Origin of the sequence: Oceanisphaera litoralis, from assembly GCF_016907015.1 — a bacterium.
Taxonomy (GTDB): Bacteria; Pseudomonadota; Gammaproteobacteria; order Enterobacterales; family Aeromonadaceae; genus Oceanimonas; species Oceanimonas litoralis.
Genome location: NZ_JAFBBE010000010.1, coordinates 1 through 17,296 on the forward strand (window position 1 = coordinate 1; position 17,296 = coordinate 17,296).

The following is a 17,296-nucleotide window of genomic DNA, read 5'->3' on the forward strand; positions in this document are numbered from 1 at the left end:
ATTCACTGGGCACAATCGGTCAATGAACGCACCGGCAGTAAGCTCATTGCCATTGATGGCAAGACCTTGCGGGGCTCATATAACCGTGAGGACAGCCGCTCAGCCATCCACATGGTCAGCGCCTTTGCGGTCGATAACAAAACAGTGCCTATCTGGAGCAGGTGATCATTGCCGGAATGGCGTCATTGGGTGAAAAGTAAACATACGTGCTCTCGCCCTGGTAGCCCCCTCACCTGTCTGTGCATGGCATACCAGTCGATGGTGTGCCAGCTATCAGCCGGGTGGGAAAATGCAGGTACATGAACTTCAGTACTCATCTTGCTATTCTCCTCAGTGCTTTGTTTATGAAAGCCCCGAGCGAGAAACAGATGGATCAATCCCTTGCGGGAGTGAAATCTGCTCCCGCAAGGGTTCTGGCGAAATCGGTTCTCGGCCGCTTCGCCACCTTTCATGTCACTGTGGGCGCTTTACACGCCTGCACACGATTAAAGACCTGTCGGACGTGGGCTCCCGTTTCCGGTGGAGGAACCTTTAACCCCCTATCCGCTCCATTACAGAACGGCATTCGCTTTTTCCGACTTCCCAAACCCGCACGTCCAACAGCGTCGATTGCTCTTCGCCTGCCCCAGGTCATTAAACCGGGGCGAAGGTACGGGGTTTCCGAGTTCCGTGCCGATGACACGAGTCACTTAGGTTCTGCCAATACACCGAAGGCTTGATGGCAACGTATCCCCAGATGTAAGAGGGATAGCCAGCCTTGTACCTTTTGGTCAAAGCGCATCAGTAGCTTGCGCTCATTGCGGTTGACGGTGCTTGTTAGCAGTTCACGTATGTTAACCATATGACCCAGCCTAGCCTCTCATCCGCCTGCTACTGGCGAAATCTCCGGCACACCTCGCGATGTAAACCGAACCCTTGCGGGGAGTACATTGTCAGGAAGCTTCGCACCCCACCGTTACCAGTGACGCACTATCCCTAGGCTACTGTTGGTTGCACAACAGGTTCCGCTCACCACACCGGCCAAGTTACTTTTAGCCGAGTATCGCGTGGAACAATCATCAGACACAGCTTCACACCGGCAGGTGCTTAGCTTTTGATAGACACGGATATTCCCGTTACCTCACAACCTCAAATTTCGAGACTGCTTCAACGTGTATCATTCGCGTAATGCGGGGATACAGGCTCATCACCCATACCTGAATTCGGTACTCCATACGGAGACCGATATTCGGGCCTGGAACAAGCCTGAATATCGGGTTTTCTCAAATACTATTTTCTGCTGGAAATGGCAGTGACCACCACCTAAAAGTTAGTGATCACTTCGGGTGTAACCCAGCCAGGCTAGCTACCTGCGCGACTCTCGTCGCATCACATCATGCCGCCCATGCCGCCCATACCGCCCATGCCACCCATGTCCGGCATGGCCGGCGCGTCCTGCTTCGGCAGCTCGGTCACCATGGCTTCGGTGGTGATCATCAGACCGGCCACGGAAGCGGCGAACTGCAGCGCAGAGCGAGTCACCTTGGTCGGATCCAGGATGCCCATGGCCAGCATGTCGCCATAGGTATCGTTGCCGGCGTTGTAGCCGAAGTTACCTTCGCCATCCTTGATTTTGGATACCACGACGGAAGCTTCTTCACCGGCGTTGGTCACGATCTGACGCAGCGGAGATTCCATGGCGCGCAGGGCAACCTTGATACCCACGTTCTGGTCTTCGTTGTCGCCACGCAGTTCGGACAGCTTGCTGGCAACGCGTACCAGGGCCACACCGCCGCCCGGTACCACACCTTCTTCTACCGCGGCACGAGTGGCGTGCAGGGCATCGTCGACGCGGGCTTTCTTCTCTTTCATTTCCATTTCGGTGGCGGCACCGACCTTGATCACGGCAACACCGCCGGCCAGCTTGGCCACGCGCTCTTGCAGCTTCTCTTTGTCGTAATCGGAAGAAGAGTCTTCGATCTGCTGACGAATCTGCGCCACGCGCGCTTCGATGGACGCCACTTCACCCACGCCATCGATGATGGTGGTGTTGTCTTTGGTGATCACCACGCGCTTGGCACGGCCCAGATCTTCCAGGGTGGCTTTTTCCAGTTCCAGACCCACTTCTTCGGAGATCACGGTACCACCGGTCAGGATGGCAATATCCTGCAGCATGGCCTTGCGACGGTCGCCGAAGCCCGGGGCCTTGACGCCGGCAACTTTAACGATGCCACGCATGTTGTTCACCACCAGGGTCGCCAGGGCTTCGCCTTCGATATCTTCGGCAACCAGCAGCAGCGGCTTGGATTGCTTGGCCACGCCTTCCAGTACCGGCAGCAGCTCGCGGATATTGGAGACTTTCTTGTCAACCAGCAGGATGAAGGGGTCTTCCAGCTCGACGGTGCCGGTTTCCTGCTTGTTGATGAAATAGGGAGACAGATAGCCACGGTCGAACTGCATGCCTTCTACCACGTCCAGCTCGTCCTGCAGGCCCTGACCTTCTTCCACGGTGATCACACCGTCGGTACCGACTTTTTCCATGGCTTCGGCAATCAGCGCGCCCACGGTTTCGTCGGAGTTGGCGGAGATGGTGCCTACCTGAGCAATGGCGGTGGTGTCTTTACAGGGAACGGACAGGCCTTTCAGCTCTTCCACTGCCTGGATCACGGCCTTGTCGATGCCGCGCTTCAGATCCATCGGGTTCATGCCGGCGGCAACCGCTTTCAGGCCTTCGTTAACGATGGACTGGGCCAGTACGGTGGCGGTGGTGGTGCCGTCGCCCGCTTCGTCGTTGGCCTTGGAAGCCACTTCCTTCACCATCTGGGCGCCCATGTTCTCGAACTTGTCTTCCAGCTCGATTTCCTTGGCGACGGACACGCCGTCCTTGGTGATAACGGGGGCACCGAAAGATTTGTCCAGTACCACGTTACGGCCCTTGGGACCCAGGGTAACTTTCACGGCATCGGCCAGGATGTTCACACCCTTGAGCATTTTTACGCGAGCGTCGTTACCAAATTTAACTTCTTTAGCAGCCATTGTTCATATTCCTTGAAGTAGATAAACCGGATGATTATTCGACGATAGCCAGAATGTCGTTTTCGGACAGGATCAGTACTTCCTGACCGTCCAGCTTCTCGGTTTTCACACCGAAGCCTTCGTTGAAAATAACCTTGTCACCCACTTTGACGGACACGGCCTTGACTTCACCATTGTCCAGGGTGCGGCCATTACCTACCGCCAGCACCTCACCACGGGTGGACTTTTCGGCGGCAGACCCGGTCAAAACGATGCCTCCGGCAGATTTTGACTCGGCTTCAATACGCTTGATAATAACGCGATCGTGCAATGGACGAATGTTCATCGATAACTCTCCTGATGAGTGTTGTTACCTAGTGATATAAACGGCCGGCGGCCGCAAATTGTTACGCTGTCCTTCTATATGGGAGCGCATTCCCCCCCTTCAAGGGCCAACACATAAATTTTTTTTAAAGCGCGCCCGGCGGCGGTATCATGGGCCTCGCCTCTGCAGGGCCGACTCACTCACTTCAAGAGAGCATTAGTGGTACCACACAATTCGCTGCTGACTGCCCCCATAGGCCCGCAACTGGCCAGAATGGCCGGTCCCATGGCGCTCGGCATCGTCGCCATTCAGGCCTTCAATCTGGTTGATATCTTTTTCATCGGCCTGCTCGGTACCGATGCCCTGGCGGCCATCAGCTTTACCTTTCCGGTTACCTTCGTGGTGATTTCGCTGGCCATGGGACTGGGCGCGGGGTTGTCCGCCTGCCTGGGCCAGGCGCTGGGCGCCGGCAACCGGCAGGAGGCCGCCCAGTTTACCAGTCACAGCCTGCTGCTTGCGCTGCTGTTGGCACTGCTGCTGGCCGCGCTGGGCGCCACCACCATAGACCCCCTGTTCCGGCTGCTGGGCGCGACCGATACCCTGCTGACGCCGATCCACGACTATATGCTGATCTGGTATCTGACCATGCCGCTGCTGGTGCTGCCCATGGTGGGCAATGCGGCCATTCGCGCCACCGGCGATACCCGCACCCCCAGCCTGGTGATGATGGTGGCCGGCCTGGTCAACGGTCTGCTCGACCCCTTGCTTATCTTCGGATTCGGACCCTTTCCCGAGCTGGGCATCAGGGGCGCGGCCATTGCGTCGGCCTGCTCCTGGCTGATGGCCACCCTCGTCGGACTCTGGCTGTTGTGGCGCCGGGAGCGATTGCTGCTCTGGCCCTGGCTGCGAAGGGAGCGTGCGATCCCGCACTGGCGTCAGCTGTTGCAGGTGGCCATTCCGGCCTCCTTTACCAACCTGCTCAATCCGCTCACCACGGCGGTGCTGATGATGATACTGGCCGGGCTGGGCAAGGAAGCGGTTGCCGCCTACGGGGCCGCCTCGCGCATCGAGGCACTGCTGCTGATTGTCATGATGGCGCTGAGCTCGGTACTGGCGCCCTTTATTTCCCAGAATACCGGGGCCGGTCTGCATGAGCGCAGCCGGCAGGCCCTGCTGCTGTCGATGCGCTTCGCGCTGGTTTTTCAACTGCTGGTGTTCGGGCTGCTGTGGTGGCTGGCGCCCTGGCTGGCGCGCCAGTTTACCGACAACGCCGAGGTCAGCCGGTACCTGACGTTTTATCTGCGATTGGTGCCATTGGGATATGGGTTGCAGGGCTGTTTCATGCTGCTGGCATCGGCCCTGAACGGGCTGCGGGTCTCGAGTATTTCACTGCTGCTCAACGGTATCCGGCTGTTCGGCCTGCTGCTGCCCCTGGCCTGGCTGGGCAACCGCTGGCAGGGTGAGATCGGCGTCTTCACCGGTATGCTGGTGGCCAACCTGCTGGCGGGCGTCATCGCCTGTGGTTTCGCCTGGCGGCGCTTCCCCTGGAAGATCAATCACCCGACAAGCTAAAGCGGTAAGCCATAGGCTTTCAGCCATGTTGATTATTTGTCATCGTCCTTGCGCTGGAACTCGCCGTCGAAGGTGGTGCCTTCTTCATCTTTTTCCGAGTGCCGGCCCAGCCGCTCCTGATGAATGCGGGTTTCGCTGTATTCATGATATTCGGCGGTAAAGGTATGGCCCTTGCCTCCGCGTACGTGCGCCTTGCTTATGAAACACTCGATCAGGGCGGCGCGTACCGGCGGCAGCAGCAGCAAGAGGCCGCCCAGATCCGACACGAAGCCCGGCAGCAGCAGCAGGACACCACTCATGGCCAGCATGATGCCGGCCAGCATTTCCCGGGCCGGGGCCTCGCCCAGATTCACCTTGCGCTGGGCTTCCATCAGGGTCTGTACGCCCTGAATGCGCACCAGGCTGATGCCGACCACGGCGGTCAGTATGATCAGCGCCAGGGTACTCCAGGCGCCGATGGCCGATCCCACCTCGATGAAAACAAAAATTTCCAGCAGGGTGGCGCCGACAAACATCAAGAAAATCTTACCCACTAAAACCTCATCTTCGCCTGCATTGGCGATTTATCTGGGTGAAACCATCAAGATGGGGGCGAACCGCGTTATTTTCAAATCATACATCGCGATGATTTTAGTCCGGGGCGGCGCTATAGTAATCTTCGCTCGGTTCTCTCTGCCGCCACCATAACCCCAAGGTGATCCATGTTGCGTATACCGCTGTTACTTCTAACCTCGGCACTGATGTCGCTCCCGAGTCAGGCCGGGGTGCTGGAATGGCTGGGCCTGCGTCCGGAGCCGGCGGCATCCGGCTCCTCTTTTTTGCCCGTCGAGCAGGCCTTTGTGCTCAGCAGCAGGCAGACGCCTTCCGGCCTGTTGCTGGAGTTTACCATTGCGCCCGGCTATTACCTTTATCGCCAGCGATTGTCGGTATCGCCTCACAATACCCGTTTCGGCGACTGGGAGCTCCCCGCCGGCACCCCGCACGAGGACGAATATTTCGGCAAAAGCCAGGTCTATTACCAGCGGCTCGAGCTGACCATACCACTGCAGCAGGTGGCGCCAGACGGCCGGGCCGAGCTCCGCTACCAGGGCTGTACCAGCGGCCTCTGCTATGCCCCCCAGCAGATCAGCATTCCCCTGGTCCCCGCGTTAATGGGGCGCAACGGCCTTGATGGATGAGTATTATCTTCGACGGTCACCGCATGAAGGATGAGTACGGTGTGAATGACGAGGCCCCCGACAACCCGGCTCCGCCCTGGCACCTTTACCTGCTGCGCTGTCGTGACGGCAGCTTCTATGCGGGTATCAGCCTGGATCCGGTGCGCCGCTGCAAAGAGCACAACCAGCAAATCTCGCGCGCCTCCCGTTATGTCTGGTCTCGCCGCCCGGCCGAGCTGGTGTGGCAACGCACTGTGGCCAGCCAGTCCGTGGCGCTCCAGCTGGAATACCGCCTGAAGCGACTGAGCAAGGCGCATAAAGAACGGCTATTGCAGGACGACCACGGCTGGGTGGCGCTGCAGACCAAAATAAAAACGGCGCCCTGAGGCGCCGTTTTTCCCCTTACTCCGCGACCGGAGCGTCGGATTCGGCTTCGGCTTCGGGCTGCTCGGTTGCCTTGATATCCAGCAACTCGACTTCGAATACCAGTACCGCATTGCCGGGGATGCTACCGGCGCCAGATTCGCCATAACCCAGAGAGGCCGGGATAAACAGCTTGTACTTGGAACCCACCGGCATCAGCTGTACGCCTTCGGTCCAGCCCGGGATCACCTGATTCAGGGGGAAGCTTACCGGCTCGCCACGCTCTACCGAGCTGTCGAAGGTGGTACCGTCAGCCAGGGTGCCGGTGTAGTGCACCGTTACCACGTCTTCGGCCACCGGCTTGGCGCCGTTGCCTTCGGTCAGCACTTCGTACTGCAAGCCCGACTCGGTGACGGTCACGCCGTCACGCTTGGCGTTTTCTTCCAGAAACTTCCTGCCCTCTTCCAGGGTGGTCGCCGCCTGCTCCTTGGCCTGGGTTTCGATCAGCTCATTGATGTGCTCGTCATAAGCCGTCAGCGCGGCCTGAATTTCTTCGTCGCTCATCTGACCCGCATCGGAGAAACCGTCCTTGACGCCCCGGAGTATGGTGTCGTTATCCAGCTCGACACCCAGCTCCTGCTGTTTTTCCAGCGTGGAGCCGATGTAGCGCCCCATGGACAGGCCGATGGCGTAGGCTGACTTGGCTTCGAAGCTTTCCAGCTCCGGCGCCGCTTCAACTGCCGTTGGGGCAGACGCCTGCTCTTCCTTACAACCACTCAGACCCACCAACACCGCAGAGGCCAGCAAACTGACTTGTAACAGTTTTTTCATTATTCACTCCAGAACAGGGGAAAAATACCATGGAAAATGAGATGCTTATCAATCCGGACCTATACTACCGTTTCACCTTGCCGATGCGAAAGCCCAAGCTCATAAAAATGCCCTCCAACCTGCCGATGGTGACGCTGTGCGTCATATTTTTGCTGATCTCGGGTTGCGATACGGGCGACACCCCGGTGACCCAGAGCCGTTACGCCGAGGGCACAGTGCTGGCGGCACAAACCAGTGCCGATGGCCGCTTTACCCTGGTCGCCACCGGCCCCAGCCCGGTGCAGGTGTGGCAGCGAGGCAAAGACGAACCGCTTTACCACTGGTACCAGGGCGAAACCACCGATGATATTCTGCTGTTGGCCATCTCCCCCGATGGCCACAGCGCCGCCACGGCCAGCATAGACACGGTCGCCGTCTGGTCGCTGCAGAGCGGTCGGAATGCCGGCTTCTATCAGCTGAATAACTCCCTGCGCGCCCTGGCACTGGCCAACAATGGCCACAGCCTGCTGCTCGGTTACCACAACGGTGAAGTCGAATATGTCGATCTGCAAAGCGGCCGTCGGCTCTTGTTCATGGGGCACCGGCTCGGGGGCGAAAACAGCCGCATCAATTCGGTGGACTTATCCGCCAACGGCCGTTATGCCCTCAGCGCCAGCCAGAATGGCCAGGTCCTGTTATGGCAAACCACCGACGCCGCCATCCTCAGTCGCTGGCAGCATGAGAACAGCATCAGCCTGGTGCGCCTGGATAGCAGCGGACGCCTCGCCTTCAGTGCCGATGCCCAGGGCCAGGGGCAGTTGCATCGGCTGCCATCGGGAGCATTGCTGTCCAGTCTTCAGGTGCCTTATCGCGGCCAGACCTTTATCAGCGCCCGGCTGGATTCGAGCAACAATCGACTGCTGACCGGCAGCACCTCCCGTCGCCTGGAACTGTGGCAACTGGACGATGGCAAGCAACTACAACAGTGGTCCGTCGGCCTGCATACCAAGCTGCGCCCCGCCAGCGCCATGGTGTATGACGTGGCCTTTATCGATCAACAGCATATTTACAGCGTCAGCTCCGCCGGCTTCGGTGAAACCTGGACCATAGACTCAAGAGAACAGCATCATGAATGAAGACATACTCCACCGCCTGGAGCAGCTGGAAACCCGGCTGGCCTTTCAGGACGACACCATAGAGCAATTGAACCTGGAGGTGACCGCCCTGGGCGCCGAAGCCGCCCGGCTCAAGAGCCAGCTCAGCCTGATGGTGAAAAAACTGAAGGAATTGCAGCCGGGAGAAGTCGCCAGCCAGGAAGAAGAAACCCCGCCGCCACATTATTGAAATCAGACGAAGCCGAGCCGGAGGGGCCTGCTCCCGGTTCGGGTATTGCTGTCTTGCGTACCGACATCACCCTATATCTAGGGTCTGGCGCTTAAAAAAAAGCAGGATGACCACCGCCATCCTGCTTTATGCGCTCGATTCAGGGACTCGTATTATTCAACCAGTTTGACCGCCTCACGGGTCAGGCGGGCAATTTCATCCCACTGACCGGCATTGACCAGCGCCTTGTCCACCATCCAGGAACCGCCACAGGCGATCACGCCGGGGATGGCCAGGTAATCCTTGATGTTGTTGGCATTCACACCGCCGGTGGGCATGATTTTCAGCTGGTTGAAGGGACCGAGCAGGGCCTTGATCATCTTGACGCCACCGGACGCTTCCGCCGGGAAGAACTTGACCGTGGTCAGGCCCATCTCCAGGGCGGCTTCGATGGTGCTGGGGTTGTTGGTACCCGGAATAATCGGAATATCCAGCTCCTGGCAGGCCCTGACCGTATTCGGGTTGAAGCCCGGAGACACGATAAAGCTGGCACCGGCCTCCTTGGCCGCCACCACCTGCTCACGAGTGAGCACGGTACCGGCGCCGATCAGCATATCGGGCTGGGCCTCACGCAACAGGCGAATCGCCTCCACCGCCGCGTCGGAGCGGAAAGTAATTTCCGCGGCCGGCAGGCCATTCTCCGCCAGCACCTTGCCCAGGGGAACAATATCCTCGGCCTTGTCGAGGACGATAACCGGCAGTATTTTCAGCGCGGCAATCTGTTCAACTAACGTACTCATGTTAAGCATTCCTTGTGGTCGTAAATAGTACATCCGCGGTAGCCGATGCGGGAATAATGGCGCCTTTATGCTGGATCACGATACCAGCCAGTCGATGCCCCTGGCGGCAACTCTCGGCAGCCGGCAGATCCTGCAGGTATCCCGCCAGAAAACCGGCATTGAAGGCATCGCCGGCCGAGGTGGTATCCACCACCCGGGCAACGGGCGTGGTACCAATCAGCTCGGCCTGGCCGCTCGCGGCCTCACCATACAGACAACCTTCGGCACCCAGCTTGAGCACCGCTTTTTTTACTCCCTGACGGTAGAGTCGGCTCAGGGCAGCTTCCGGTACCTCATCACCCCAGATGGCCTGTTCATCATCAAAGGTCAGCAATGCCAGCTCGGTAAAGGACAGGATCTCGCCATAGGCGGCCCGGGTTTCTTCCAGATCCTGCCACAGGGCGGGACGGTAATTGCTATCGAAGGCAATGGCCACCCCCTGCTGCGACAGGCTTTTCAGCAGGGAAAGCAGGCGGGCCCGGTCTTCCGCCGGCAGTATCGCCAGGCTGATCCCGCTCAGATACACCAGATCGCAGCCGGCCAGGTGGGCAGCGATGGTATCGAAGTCCGGGTGTTGCAGCAGGTAACGGGCCGCAGACTGGTTGCGCCAGTAAAGAAAGGTGCGCTCCCCCTGCTCGTCCAGCTGGATCAGGTACAGACCCGGCTGACGTTGCTCATCACGCAATACATGGTCGGTATTGAGCCCTTCCTGCTGCCAGCGGGCCACCATGCCCCGGCTCAGCGCATCGGTACCCATGGCGGTAATGTAATCGATATTGACCGCCTCACCGGCGGTACGGGCAAGATAGACGGCGGTGTTCAGGCTGTCGCCACCATAGGTCTGCTGCATGGCGCCAAAGGGGGCGCCGTTCAGCTCGATCATGCACTCGCCGATAATGGCAATGCGTTTCATGCCTCTTCTCCCGGCAGACGGAAATAGTCTCTGGCATTGTGGTAACAGATGTTCTGCACCATGCTGCCGAGCAGCTGGATATCGTTGGGGGCTTCGCCCTTTTCCACCCAGCGGCCGAGCATCTCGCACAGGATACGGCGGAAGTATTCATGGCGGGTATAGGACAGGAAGCTGCGCGAGTCGGTGAGCATGCCGACAAACTGGCTCAGCAGGCCGAGCTGGGATAACTGCTCCAGCTGGCGCTGCATGCCGTCTTTCTGATCGTTGAACCACCAGCCCGAGCCGAATTGCACCTTGCCGGCGATACCGCCGCCCTGGAAGTTGCCGATCATGGTGGCCATCATCTCGTTATCGCGCGGATTCAGGCAGTAAAGAATGGTCTTCGGCAGCTCGTCGGTGATGTCCATGGCATCGAGCAACGAGGCCAGCTCGAAGGCGAACGGCTTGTCGCCGATGGAATCGAAGCCGGCATCGGCGCCCAGCAGACGGAACATGCGGCTATTGTTGTTGCGCTGGGCACCGATATGCAACTGCATCACCCAGCCCCGTTTGGCGTATTGACGACCCAGCCAGACCTGCACCGCGGTACTGAACTGGGCGGCCTGCTGCTCGTTCAGTACGTCACCGGCCAGGCGCCGGGCCAACAGGCTATCCAGCTCGCTTTCGGCCGGCACGGCGGCAAAACGCACGATTTCGATACCGTGATCGGCGGCGCGACAACCATGGGCGGCAAAATGATCCAGCCGACGGGTCAGGGCGCTCAGCAGATCGTCAAAACGACGAATCTCTATATCGGCGGCCTGCCCCAGCAGGGTCATATAGTCGGCAAAGCCGTCCAGTTCGATTTTAAAGGCCCGATCCGGACGCCAGCTGGGCGCCACTTCGATATCGAAGCTGCTGTCTTCGGCAATGGCCTTGTGGTGCTCCAGCGAATCGACGGGATCGTCCGTGGTGCCGACCATTCTGACCTTCATCTGACGCATGATGCCCCGGGCGGAAAACTCCGGCGTGGCCAGCAGCTCGTTACACCGGTTCCATATGCTATCGGCGGTGTCGGGATTGAGCACGGTATTGGTGATGCCAAAGGGCCGCTTCAACTCGAGGTGAGTCCAGTGGTACAGAGGATTGCCCAGGCACTGAGGCACGGTTCTGGCCCAGGCCTGATATTTTTCCAGATCGGTGGCATTGCCGGTGATCAGCCGCTCATCGATGCCGGCCGAACGCATGCCGCGCCACTTGTAATGATCCCCTGCCAGCCAAATCTGGCTCAGGTTGTCAAAACGCTGATCGTCGGCCACCGCCTGCGGGCTCAGGTGACAGTGGTAGTCATAAATCGGCTGCTCCTTGGCGAACTCGTGATACAGGCGCACGGCCGTCGGGGTGCTCAGCAAAAAATCGTCATCGAGAAAGGGCTTCATAATATATCCTTGCTATTCAATGCGTTATAAGGATGCCACGGCGGCGCGTGCACCAGCCGTCACCAGCTTGGTATAGGCCCGAGTGACCGCATCAACAAACTGCGGCTCGGCCGCCAGATCGGTGCCGAAAATGGCCTCTACGCCGATCAGCGCCGGCACCACCGAGCTTTTCAGCCCATGCTGATCACAAATAGCCTTGAGCTGAGCCGCCATGGGATCCCGCACCTCGATGGCCTGCCCCTGTTCGTCCACGCCGCTGACGTAGCGCATCCAGCCGGCAACGCCCAGCGCCAGATAAGAAAAGTCGGTGCCCCGTTGCAGATGAGTTCGAATGGATTGCAGCAGTCGCTGGGGCAGCTTCTGGCTGCCGTCCATGGCGATTTGCCAGGTTCTGTGCTTCAGCTTGGGATTGGCGAACCGCGCAATCAACATCTCGGCGTAGGCCGTCAGATCGGTGCCGGCCGGCATATTCAGGGTCGGCGCCTGCTCCCGGGTCATCAGGGCCAGTGCCGCCCGGCGGTAATGGGCATCGGTCATGGTTTCATCAATATGCTGGTAGCCACCCAAGTAGCCCAGGTAGGCCAGAAAGGAATGGCTGCCGTTGAGCATGCGCAACTTCATTTCCTCGAAGGGCACCACGTCCTGTACCAGCTCGGCGCCGACCCGCTCCCACTCGGGGCGACCGGCAACGAAGTTGTCTTCGATCACCCACTGGCGGAACGGCTCGCAGGCGATGGCACAAGGATCCTCGACCCCCAGCAGACCGGTAATCTCGGCCAGGGAATCAGCCGTGGCTGCCGGCACGATACGATCGACCATGGTGCAGGGAAAGCTGGCATGGGTACCAATCCAGTCGGCCAGCGCCGGATCCCGCTGCGCGGCAAAATCCAGCACCACCTGGCGAACCAGCTGGCCGTTTTCCGGCACATTGTCGCAGGACATGACAGAGAAACCGCCCAACCCCCGCTCACGTCTTATCTGCAAGGCCTGCACCAGGTAGCCGATGGCGGACTGAGGGTGGCTCGGGTCAACCAGATCATGGGTAATCAGCGCATTGGTCTGGTCCAGCCGACCGGTGGCCGGATCGACGCAATAGCCTTTTTCGGTGATGGTCAGCGAGATGATGGCCACATCCGGGTCGGCCATTTTTTCCAGCACCGCCTCGATGCCGTCCAGTTTGGGATGCAGGGATTCACGCACCACACCGATCACCTTGACATCGGTCTGTTCGGCGCCTTTCTCGACCAGGGTATAAAGATGATTCTGGGCGCGCAGGGCGCTGATTTCGTCGGCGCCGCTGAACAGCTTGACCACGCACTGGCCCCAGTCACTGTGATGACTGGCGGCCAGTTCGTCGTTAAACAGCGCCTGATGGGCGCGATGGAAGGCGCCAAAACCGAGATGAACAATTCTGGTTTTTAAATGACTAGGATCGTAACTGACTTGTTTCACGTTGGGATTAAGTTCGGCATTTGCAATATTTTTATCGACAATAGTCATTTGAAAACCTTTTGCTGCTCATCATAAAAAATAGGGGCTTTCATCGTGATTACGCCGAAAGCCCTTTGTTATTTTATTACCGCCGAAAATCAGTTACTGAAGAAAGCCCGCTTGATGGCCAGCTCCACACCTCTGACTTCGGCCAGGCCTTTCAGGCGGCCAATGGCCGAATAGCCCGGGTTGGTGGTTTTCTTCAAATCGTCCAGCATCTGGTGACCGTGGTCGGGACGCATGGGGATCAGCAGCTCATTGCCTTCCTGCTTGCGACGATGTTCTTCCGCCAGTATGGCCTTGACCACTTCATACATGTCGACATCGCCATTGAGGTGCGCCGCTTCATGGAAGGATTTGGGGTTATCACCCTCGCGGCAGGTGGCGCGCAGATGGGTGAAATAAATGCGATGGCCGAACCGTTGGATCATGTTGACCAGATCGTTGTCGGCCCGCACGCCGTAGGAGCCGGTGCACATGGTAAAACCATTGGCAATGCTGTCGATGGTATCCACCATCCACTGCATGTCTTCCACCGTGGAGACGATGCGGGGCAGGCCCAGGATGGCCCGTGGCGGATCGTCCGGGTGCACCGCCATGCGCAGGCCGCACTGCTCGGCCACCGGTATGATTTTTTTCAGGAAGAAGGCGAAGTGCTCGCGCAGCCGGGCCTTGTCGATGCCGTCGTACACGGCCAGACGCTCACGGAACTGCGCTATGGTGTAGCCTTCCTCGGCGCCGGGCAGACCGGCGATGATGTTGCGGGTCAGCTTTTCCTTCTCGGCGTCGGTCATGGCGGCAAAACGGGCCTTGGCCTGGGCCATTTCTTCCGGCGTATAGTCGGCTTCGGCGCCGGGACGCTGGAGAATATGCAATTCAAAGGCCGCGAACTCGATCTGATCGAAACGCAGTGCCCGTGAACCATCCGGCAACTCATACTCCAGATCGGTACGGGTCCAGTCCAGGATCGGCATAAAGTTGTAGCAGACGGTATGGATACCGCACTCGGCCAGGTTACGCAGCGACTGCTTGTAGTTTTCGATATATTTCAGATAGTCGCCGGTCTGGGTCTTGATGTCTTCGTGGATAGGCACACTTTCCACCACCGACCAGGTCAGACCGCTTTTTTCTATTAACGCCTTGCGTTCTTTAATATCCTCGAGCGGCCAGACTTCACCGTTGGGAATATGGTGCAGAGCGGAAACAACGCCGGTTGCACCCGCTTGCCGCACATCGGCCAGCGATACAGGATCATTCGGGCCATACCAGCGCCATGTTTGTTCCATTACATTATCCTCATCTTTTAGGCTTAGTCTGCCCCTATGGATACCGTCGGCATCCATAGGCAAGGGACAGAATATGTTTTTAACACTGTGTCTTGTTATTCGTCTTATTCGTCTTATTCGCCAATGGCAACCGGAATGGAGCTGAACAAGTAGCCATCGAATTCAGGATCCTCGATATCCGATAGTTCCAGCAGGGTTTCCTTGACATTTTCCAGGTGCTGCCACACGGCTTGACGCGCGGATTTGGGATCTTTGTGTTGGAGTGCGGCCAGTATCCGGAGATGATCATCCAGCCAGAAGCGACGATAGCTGGTGTCGGCAATACGTGAGTGCAGTTTTTGCCACATGGGGCTGTTTTTGCGTCGTAACCAGAGTTGATGCTGAATATCAACCAACACGCTGTTTTGAGTGGCCTCGGCAATCAGCCGATGGAACAGCTCATCGCCCTCTTCATTATTCTCGTCGGCAAGCAGTGACTGGCGTTCAAGCTCCAGCGCCTGGCGCATCTGGCCAATGCCATTTTTGGTTACCTGGGTGGCGGCAAAGGCGGCAATATCACTCTCCAGCAACTGCCTGGCCTGCAATAATTCAAATGGACCGACATCCTCATGGATGGCTTGCTCAAGCTGTGATTCCTGTTGCTGCTCAGGCAACTTGACCACATAGACGCCCGAGCCCTTGCGCACATCGATCAGGTTTTCCAGTTCCAGCATGATCAGCGCCTCGCGTACCACGGTGCGACTGACGCCCAGCTGCTCCGCGATATTACGCTCGGGAGGCAGCCGATCGCCGATTTGGTAACGACCGGAATGAAGCTCGTTACGCAGCTTCATGCCTATCTCCTGATACAAGCGTTTTGGCTCAAACATGATCAACAATCCCGAATCAATAATCCCGAACCCGAAGTACTATCGCATGAACAAATTCTATCAGAGCTGGCAAGCCACGCAACAAAATTGGTTTACCAATTTCATTTTGTGGCTTGCCAGGGTGACTTACAGGTTACGCAAACCATCAACCAGCTGATAAAGCTCGGGATCTTCCTGTTTCAGTGTGTCGTACATGGGCGCAACGGCCTGCTGGAAAGGCACTTTATCGACGGTGACAAACTCCACACCCTGCTTCTCGGCGGACTTGCGCTCGGCGATTTCCGACTCGGCCCACAGCTTTCTCATTTCCTGCATGGACTCGGCAGCGGCCTGGCTAAGGGCATTACGCTCATGCTCGGGCAGCTCTTTCCATACCCTGGCGGAGATCACCAGCACATCCGGGATCATGGTGTGCTCGTCCATGCTGAAAAACTTGGCCACTTCGCTGTGCCGATTCATGGTCATGGACGGCAGGTTGTTTTCGGCCGCATCCACCACGCCCTGCTGCAGCGCGGTATACAGCTCGCCAAACGCCAGCGGTGTAGGGTGACCGCCCAGCAGTTTAATCATTTCAACCGCGGTCGGGCTGGGCTGTACCCGCACCTTCATGCCCTTCACATCGGCCGGTGAGGTGATGGCTTTTTTGGCGTAGAAGCTGCGGGCGCCCGCATCGTAATAGGTAAGACCGACAAAGCCGTTCGTCTCGGAGGACTGCAGGATCTGCTTGCCGATATCGCTTTCCAGCGCCCGGTAATAGTGGTCCTGATCATTGAACAGGTAAGGCATGTTGAAGGCGCCATAGGCCTTGGCAAAGGCTTCCAGCTCGGCGGCATTCGACTTGGCCATGTCCAGGGCGCCGTTCTGGATCAACTCCAGTGATTCACGCTGGGAGCCCAGCTGACCATTGGGATAGATACGGATCTTGAGATCGCCACCGGACAGTTCCTTTGCCCGTTTTTCCATAAATTTCATGGCTTTATGTACTGGGTAGCTGGTGTCCATATTATGGCTCAGCTTGAGGGTGGTGGCCTGTACCGCACCACTCACGGCCATGGTAGCCCCCACGATCAATGCCAGTATTGTTTTTTTTCCTTGCATGCGGATATTCTCCATGTGTTCTTTCTATTGAACTCTATTGAACTGCCAGCCCAGCCTGCAGCCTTGTACAGCCTGAATCCTGCTTCTGTAGCATCTACCATGTGCCGACATGCCAGCAAAGTCAAAAACCAATCACAAACTGGTTGAACCGGATCACACTTGAAACACAAAAATATGTTGGACCAAACAATCTGTGATATAGATCGCTCTTAATGTAGTACCAGGGAATACAATCGCCTCCAATATCGACAAGAGGCTAAATATTCAACACTGTCGCTCTTCAGCGGCAATCACTGGGTGTACCCACATCCGGTCATCACTATATGCCAAGGTAACCATATGAAAGCACTAACCAATCTGGTCAACCACACGCTGGCTTGGCTCACTGTCACCATATCAACGGTTCTGGTTGGTTGTGTCGTCTGGCAGGTACTGAGCCGCTATGTCTTTGGCGCCCCCAGTACCGTCACCGACGAAATGGCGCGTTTCCTGTTCATGTGGGTCGGCCTGCTCGGTGCCGCTTATGCAACGGGGCTGAAACGTCACCTGGCCATCGATCTGCTGACCATGCGACTGACCGGAAAACGCAAGGCCTGGTCCGAATTGCTGGTTCAGCTGGCGGTGGCCGGGTTTGCCTCCGTGATCATGATTTATGGCGGTCTGGGCCTGGTCAACAAAACCCTGTCTACCGGCCAGATCTCTCCCGCCCTGGGGCTCCCCATGGGTTACGTCTATCTCTGTCTGCCCATCAGTGGCGTGGGGATACTGTTTTATTGTGTAGTGGACTCGCTGGATAAGCTGAAAACACTTACTTCACCATCTGCGGCATAACATTTTT

Annotated in this window: 17 protein-coding genes and 1 pseudogene; 7 read left to right on the plus strand and 11 right to left on the minus strand. The window is 57.9% G+C overall.

The genetic code is table 11. The annotated features are described in order from the left end of the window. Nucleotides 1–147, plus strand: a pseudogene (locus HNR62_RS07685) (ISAs1 family transposase); the annotation flags it as partial. A 1,221-nt stretch (nt 148–1,368) separates the two neighbouring features. On the opposite strand, the gene groL reads toward HNR62_RS07685, so the two are convergent. After that, entirely contained in the window at nt 1,369–3,015 is a 1,647-nt protein-coding gene (groL, locus tag HNR62_RS07690) for a chaperonin GroEL (RefSeq protein WP_204795506.1), read from the minus strand. 34 nt (nt 3,016–3,049) lie between these two features. Further along, nucleotides 3,050–3,340: a co-chaperone GroES gene (locus HNR62_RS07695; RefSeq protein WP_204795507.1), complete on the minus strand. Its 291-nt coding sequence runs from the start codon at nt 3,338–3,340 to the stop codon at nt 3,050–3,052. A gap of 198 nt (nt 3,341–3,538) precedes the next feature. Between HNR62_RS07695 and HNR62_RS07700 the strand changes: the two genes are divergently transcribed. After that, nucleotides 3,539–4,891 carry an MATE family efflux transporter gene (locus HNR62_RS07700; protein WP_476703921.1) on the plus strand — a complete coding sequence of 451 codons (1,353 nt, stop codon included), beginning with the start codon at nt 3,539–3,541 and terminating at the stop codon, nt 4,889–4,891. Between the two features lie 32 nt (nt 4,892–4,923). Here the strand turns inward: HNR62_RS07700 and HNR62_RS07705 are convergent, their stop codons facing one another. Then, nucleotides 4,924–5,424: an FxsA family protein gene (locus HNR62_RS07705; RefSeq protein ID WP_338044088.1), complete on the minus strand. Its 501-nt coding sequence runs from the start codon at nt 5,422–5,424 to the stop codon at nt 4,924–4,926. A 168-nt stretch (nt 5,425–5,592) separates the two neighbouring features. Here HNR62_RS07705 and HNR62_RS07710 point away from each other — a divergent pair, with 168 nt between their 5' ends. Both HNR62_RS07710 and HNR62_RS07715 read left to right on the plus strand, forming a co-directional pair. Continuing rightward, entirely contained in the window at nt 5,593–6,069 is a 477-nt protein-coding gene (locus HNR62_RS07710; protein WP_204795508.1) for a protein-disulfide reductase DsbD domain-containing protein, read from the plus strand. Continuing rightward, nucleotides 6,066–6,434 (plus strand): GIY-YIG nuclease family protein, encoded by a 369-nt coding sequence (locus tag HNR62_RS07715; protein WP_239552680.1) that lies wholly within the window; start codon nt 6,066–6,068, stop codon nt 6,432–6,434. The genes HNR62_RS07710 and HNR62_RS07715 overlap by 4 nt, the downstream gene beginning before the upstream one ends. A 16-nt stretch (nt 6,435–6,450) precedes the next feature. Here the strand turns inward: HNR62_RS07715 and fkpA are convergent, their stop codons facing one another. Continuing rightward, nucleotides 6,451–7,242: an FKBP-type peptidyl-prolyl cis-trans isomerase gene (fkpA, locus tag HNR62_RS07720; RefSeq protein ID WP_204795509.1), complete on the minus strand. Its 792-nt coding sequence runs from the start codon at nt 7,240–7,242 to the stop codon at nt 6,451–6,453. Nucleotides 7,243–7,271: 29 nt separating this feature from the next. On the opposite strand from fkpA, the gene HNR62_RS07725 reads away from it, so the two are divergent. Then, nucleotides 7,272–8,357 carry a WD40 repeat domain-containing protein gene (locus tag HNR62_RS07725; RefSeq protein ID WP_239552681.1) on the plus strand — a complete coding sequence of 362 codons (1,086 nt, stop codon included), beginning with the start codon at nt 7,272–7,274 and terminating at the stop codon, nt 8,355–8,357. Next, nucleotides 8,350–8,565, plus strand: a complete 216-nt coding sequence (locus HNR62_RS07730) for a SlyX family protein (RefSeq protein WP_204795510.1) — start codon at nt 8,350–8,352, stop codon at nt 8,563–8,565. Before HNR62_RS07725 ends, HNR62_RS07730 begins: the two co-directional genes overlap by 8 nt. A 152-nt stretch (nt 8,566–8,717) precedes the next feature. Here the strand turns inward: HNR62_RS07730 and HNR62_RS07735 are convergent, their stop codons facing one another. The 7 genes from HNR62_RS07735 to HNR62_RS07765 form a co-directional block, all read right to left on the minus strand. Next, entirely contained in the window at nt 8,718–9,344 is a 627-nt protein-coding gene (locus HNR62_RS07735) for a bifunctional 4-hydroxy-2-oxoglutarate aldolase/2-dehydro-3-deoxy-phosphogluconate aldolase (RefSeq protein WP_204795511.1), read from the minus strand. A 1-nt stretch (nt 9,345) separates the two neighbouring features. After that, nucleotides 9,346–10,296 carry a sugar kinase gene (locus tag HNR62_RS07740; protein WP_204795512.1) on the minus strand — a complete coding sequence of 317 codons (951 nt, stop codon included), beginning with the start codon at nt 10,294–10,296 and terminating at the stop codon, nt 9,346–9,348. Then, nucleotides 10,293–11,714 carry a glucuronate isomerase gene (uxaC, locus tag HNR62_RS07745; protein WP_204795513.1) on the minus strand — a complete coding sequence of 474 codons (1,422 nt, stop codon included), beginning with the start codon at nt 11,712–11,714 and terminating at the stop codon, nt 10,293–10,295. Before uxaC ends, HNR62_RS07740 begins: the two co-directional genes overlap by 4 nt. Nucleotides 11,715–11,738: 24 nt before the next feature. After that, a complete protein-coding gene (locus tag HNR62_RS07750) occupies nt 11,739–13,214 on the minus strand; it encodes a mannitol dehydrogenase family protein (protein ID WP_204795514.1) in 1,476 nt (491 codons plus the stop codon). Between the two features lie 89 nt (nt 13,215–13,303). Then, the gene (gene uxuA / locus HNR62_RS07755; protein ID WP_204795515.1) at nt 13,304–14,491 is read right to left on the minus strand and encodes a mannonate dehydratase; all 1,188 of its coding nucleotides are present in this window, start codon (nt 14,489–14,491) and stop codon (nt 13,304–13,306) included. A gap of 113 nt (nt 14,492–14,604) precedes the next feature. Further along, on the minus strand, nt 14,605–15,360 hold the full coding sequence (locus HNR62_RS07760; protein WP_239552682.1) for a GntR family transcriptional regulator: 756 nt from the start codon (nt 15,358–15,360) through the stop codon (nt 14,605–14,607). A 126-nt stretch (nt 15,361–15,486) separates the two neighbouring features. Next, a complete protein-coding gene (locus HNR62_RS07765) occupies nt 15,487–16,458 on the minus strand; it encodes a TRAP transporter substrate-binding protein (protein ID WP_204795516.1) in 972 nt (323 codons plus the stop codon). A 339-nt stretch (nt 16,459–16,797) separates the two neighbouring features. Between HNR62_RS07765 and HNR62_RS07770 the strand changes: the two genes are divergently transcribed. Further along, nucleotides 16,798–17,289, plus strand: a complete 492-nt coding sequence (locus HNR62_RS07770; RefSeq protein WP_204795517.1) for a TRAP transporter small permease — start codon at nt 16,798–16,800, stop codon at nt 17,287–17,289. Nucleotides 17,290–17,296 lie beyond the last annotated feature (7 nt).